General features: G+C 40.4%; 7 protein-coding genes. All 7 read left to right on the forward strand.

Annotated features, from left to right (window positions below; all coding sequences use genetic code 11):
* Position 1: 1 nt before the first annotated feature.
* Positions 2-1,225 carry a UDP-N-acetylglucosamine 1-carboxyvinyltransferase gene (gene murA, locus AC3LHT_RS03215; RefSeq protein WP_488661963.1) on the forward strand — a complete coding sequence of 408 codons (1,224 nt, stop codon included), beginning with the start codon at positions 2-4 and terminating at the stop codon, positions 1,223-1,225.
* A 5-nt stretch (positions 1,226-1,230) separates the two neighbouring features.
* A complete protein-coding gene (locus tag AC3LHT_RS03220) occupies positions 1,231-2,178 on the forward strand; it encodes a radical SAM protein (RefSeq protein ID WP_488661964.1) in 948 nt (315 codons plus the stop codon).
* Complete coding sequence (locus AC3LHT_RS03225; protein ID WP_488661965.1) at positions 2,175-2,531, forward strand: hypothetical protein; 357 nt, start codon at positions 2,175-2,177, stop codon at positions 2,529-2,531. Before AC3LHT_RS03220 ends, AC3LHT_RS03225 begins: the two co-directional genes overlap by 4 nt.
* Positions 2,528-2,782, forward strand: coding sequence for a hypothetical protein (locus AC3LHT_RS03230; RefSeq protein ID WP_488661966.1), 255 nt, complete (start codon positions 2,528-2,530; stop codon positions 2,780-2,782). The genes AC3LHT_RS03225 and AC3LHT_RS03230 overlap by 4 nt, the downstream gene beginning before the upstream one ends.
* Positions 2,779-3,051: a monovalent cation/H(+) antiporter subunit G gene (locus tag AC3LHT_RS03235; protein ID WP_290646500.1), complete on the forward strand. Its 273-nt coding sequence runs from the start codon at positions 2,779-2,781 to the stop codon at positions 3,049-3,051. Before AC3LHT_RS03230 ends, AC3LHT_RS03235 begins: the two co-directional genes overlap by 4 nt.
* A gap of 1 nt (position 3,052) precedes the next feature.
* The gene (locus AC3LHT_RS03240; RefSeq protein WP_488661967.1) at positions 3,053-3,748 is read left to right on the forward strand and encodes a hydrogenase subunit MbhD domain-containing protein; all 696 of its coding nucleotides are present in this window, start codon (positions 3,053-3,055) and stop codon (positions 3,746-3,748) included.
* Positions 3,745-4,202, forward strand: a 458-nt coding sequence (locus AC3LHT_RS03245; protein ID WP_488661968.1) for an MnhB domain-containing protein, incomplete at its 3' end; no start/stop codon positions are given. The genes AC3LHT_RS03240 and AC3LHT_RS03245, both read left to right, overlap by 4 nt.

The raw sequence follows: 4,202 nt of genomic DNA on the forward strand, positions 1-4,202 counted from the left end.
AGTGGATATAAGCGGTTCAAAGAACGCAGCTCTTCCAATACTTGCAGCCACTGTCATGATTGATGAACCTGTGGTCGTAAAAAACGTTCCCGAGCTCAGGGATGTTCACACTATGCTCTCCATTCTTCAAAGGATAGGCAAAAAAGTTTCGTTTGAGCATGGAGCAGTGTTTATAGAACCTGGAGATATACTTTTGGGAAGCGTCCCTTACGATCTTGTGGGAAAAATGAGAGCTTCTTTCAATCTTTTTGGACCATTGGTTATGGCGTGTGGTTGGGCCAGGGTTGGAAAACCAGGTGGTTGTAACATAGGACAAAGGCCTGTTGATTATCATGTCAAAGGCTTGAAGCGCTTTGGGCTGAAGATAGTAGAAGAACATGGCGATGTATATGGTGAATTGCCTCCAGAATTTGAGAATACAATTGAATATGAATTACCGTTTAGAAGTGTTGGTGCTACCGAGCAACTCATGACCACTGCTGCATTAATGGAAGGAACAGAAGTGGTTATAAGAAATGCCGCTAAAGAACCTGAAATTGTAGATCTTCAAAACTTTCTCAACAAAGCAGGTGCAACAATCACCGGTGCGGGTACAAACACGATCCATATCAAAGGCGTTAAAAAGTTGTATGGAACAGAGTACGATGTTATCCCTGACAGAATAGAGGCCGGGACATACTTACTTGCTGGGGTTATTACCCGAGGCAGTGTTGAAGTTAAACACGTTATCCCAGACCATTTAGAAGCTCTGCTAAATATTTTGAAAGAGATGGGCACTGAAATCACAGTAGGTAATGATACGGTGCGAGTTACTGCTTTCAACAAATTGAAACCTGTTAAAGTTAGTGCTAAACCTTATCCTGGGTTTCCAACGGACTTACAGCCGATTATCACTGCTGTACTTGCTACAATTGAAGGAGAATCTGTGGTAGAAGAGTCGGTTTTTGAAAATCGATTCGGTTATGTTGATGAAATGAACAGAATGGGTGCTCAAATCAAGGTCAAAGATCGAAAGGCTTATATAAAAGGGATTGCAAAATTGAGTGGCGCTGAAATTAATGCCCCGGATATAAGGGCAGCTGCTGCACTTGTTATTGCCGGAATGGCCGCTGAAGGTGAAACGATTGTCCATAATGCCGGGCATATTTTCAGAGGTTATGAAAAGCTAAGGGAAAAATTCACATCTATTGGCGCCTATTTAAGAGTTTATCCCGATGAGGAGTGAATTTAGTGGCTTTCCCTTCATATCTTGAGGCCTTAAACAATGGAAAATTGAGGGAAATTATTAAATCTCTTGAGGCGCATTTGGAAAGCTGCCAATTGTGCCCCAGAGAGTGTAAGGTAAACAGATATCACTCAGTGGGTATATGTGGCCAAGGCTCCACAGCTAAAATAAGTGCATCTGTTCTCCATTATGGTGAAGAACCCCCTCTTGTTGGTGACGGCGGTGCTGGGGCAGTTTTTTTCAGCGGCTGCTCTATGAAATGTGTGTATTGCCAGAACTTTGGCTTTAGCCAGCTGAATCGGGGCAATGAAATCGACGCAAAGGAACTCGGCAAGATTTTTTTGAAAATTCAGAAGCAGGGAGGCGAAACACTGGATCTGGTAACACCCACACCTCACCTTCTTTCAATACTCAAAGCTTTGGAATACGCAGCTGAAAGGGGTTTTTCTCTTCCGATAGTGTATAACACCAGTGGCTATGAAAAAGTCGAAACACTAAAATTACTCGAAGGAATTGTGGATATCTATCTTGCGGATATTCGTTATACCTCAGACATTATGGGGAAAAAGTACTCCGGAGTACCGGATTATTGGACTGTAACCAAAAGAGCCATCAAAGAAATGTACAGGCAAGTTGGCCCGTTCAAAAGCGAAAGAGATTTTCTAAAAGGTTTGATAATAAGGCATCTAGTATTGCCTGAAAAAATATCTGGAACTGAAGAAATGCTTGATTTTCTTGCATTTGAACTATCGTTATCGGTACCGATTTCACTGATGTCTCAATACAAACCAGTTTACAAAGCCTTCGAATACCCAGAATTGGCGAGAAGAATTACTTCGCAGGAGTACAATCGCGTCCTGGAGCTTTTAGAACATTACGGCTTTGAGGGGTGGATGCAATACTTTGATAAAAATGAAGAGTTTAGGGTGAAACCATTGTTGGAGGAATCATGATTTTCTTTTTTTCAATATTTGTCTGGATGATGCTGTCACCTTCGATGAAGTTAGAAAACTTCATATTCGCTGTCATTTCAGCCAGTGTTTCCTGGGTTGTTGGGAAAAAGGTAATTCCAAAAGGAAACGCTGCAGGCGCTGTTAAGGTCATTCTTACGAATATTCCTATAGCGGTAATCCAGGCTTTTAAAATGCTCTTTACTGTCCAACTTTTCTCAACCTCTGAAATCACTTCTCCAGAAAACCGGATAGAGGAATTCGGAAAGATTGTATCAATAACCCTGACACCTAAGGAATTAGTTGTGCTTAAGGAAGAAAGCAAGCTGATTATCCACGAGGTGAAAAAGGAATGATAATCTTTATAGCAACTGGAATTATACTTTATTCTTTTGGCGCTCTTTTCATATATTCAAAAAACCGGAACCCCTGGCGGCTTCTCATAGCCTACTCATCAATAACTTTGAAAACACTCGTATTGCTAATATTCCTAGAACTCGCGTCTGAAGTAAGATACCTTTCTGAAATTATCCTTATTTTCCTTTTTCTGAACACCGGTGGAACGATAATTGCAGCCTTTTTTTTGGGAATGAGGGATGGAAAATGAAAATACTTGCTTATTCTTTTTTCTTTAGTGGGGCAATCCTTGTCGTTGTTGGGACAATGCGAGCTATTGTTGCCAAAAGCCTGGTTCAGTCTCTGCATTATTTTGGCATTTCTGATACCATTGGTCTTAGTCTCCTGGCTCTTTCAGCGTTCTTTTTTGAATTGTTGAACCCACTGGAAGCAATTGTTTTGATAGGGATACTCATAGTTTCAGGACCGGTCGTTTCTCACATTATTGCCCGAGCTTTTTTAAATTCACAGAGGAGGTAAGATGCTTTTCACAGTTACTGCTTTTTCGGTTTTTTACCTTATAACAGCATTGTCTGTAATAACCGCTAAAACCAATTTCAAAGCCGTTATTTGGTATGGGATTTTAGGCTTTTTTGCTTCTGTGGTAATGCTCCTTCTTGGTGCACCAGATGTTGCTTTAACTCAGTTCACTGTCGGTGTCACCCTTGTTATATTGGTATATATAATGGCAATCAAGAAACAACGAAGGGTTAGAATTGGCTATGTTCCGACGCCTCATATGATATATCGCAGCAATAATACACTGCAAGGATTGGAATGGGAGATAATTTCCAGAATACAGGTACTTGAAGGTTATCATGTTGAGTCCAGAGAATTCGAAGGTACTTCACAAGCGGTCGAAGCCCTTAAATCTGGAAATATCGATATTGTTTGCGGTGGTTTGATAGATGATAATGTACAAAACCTGGACTTTTTTGAGAAAATTCCCTATCTTGAAACTGTTCTCTTTAAAATAGACGATCGCGAAGTGGATTACATTCATCTGAAGATGCTTGGTAAAACAATGGAAAAAATAGAAGCAGTTCCGTCGCGTAAGTCATATTACATCTTTCTTCTATCAAATAGAGCTGATGACCTCAAAAATTTCATAATCTCAGACCTTATAGAATTAAAAAAAACAGGTGAACTGAAAAATATCGTGGAGAGATACCTATGAATTTGAAAAGAATCCTGGCCATTAGCATCGTGTGCTATATTTTTGTCCTTTTCTTTTTTCAGGTTGACTTTACAGCAGCCCTTGAAGCGCAATCCAAGATTAATACCCTGGTAGAAAAGGTAAAAATACCCAATACTGTTACCGCCGTTTATTTGCGATCAAGAGTTTACGATACTCTTTTTGAAGTGATTGTATTCTCCGTGGGTGTTCTGGGGGTCACAATCATGCTGAAAGCCGAACCCAGAAGTGAACTTTCTGAACAGACCATTTTTGGAACAGCTCAGGTTTATAGCTCTGGAATTATGGCTATTTCAGTTACAATCTTCCTCTACGTGGTTTTAAATGGGCACATATCGCCCGGTGGGGGATTTGCTGGCGGTGTAATTCTTGCCAGTAGTGTTGTCTTATACGGAGTAAGTTCAAGCTTTATTAAAGCTCTTTCGCATTATGAAAA

Source organism: Kosmotoga sp., assembly GCF_982836095.1.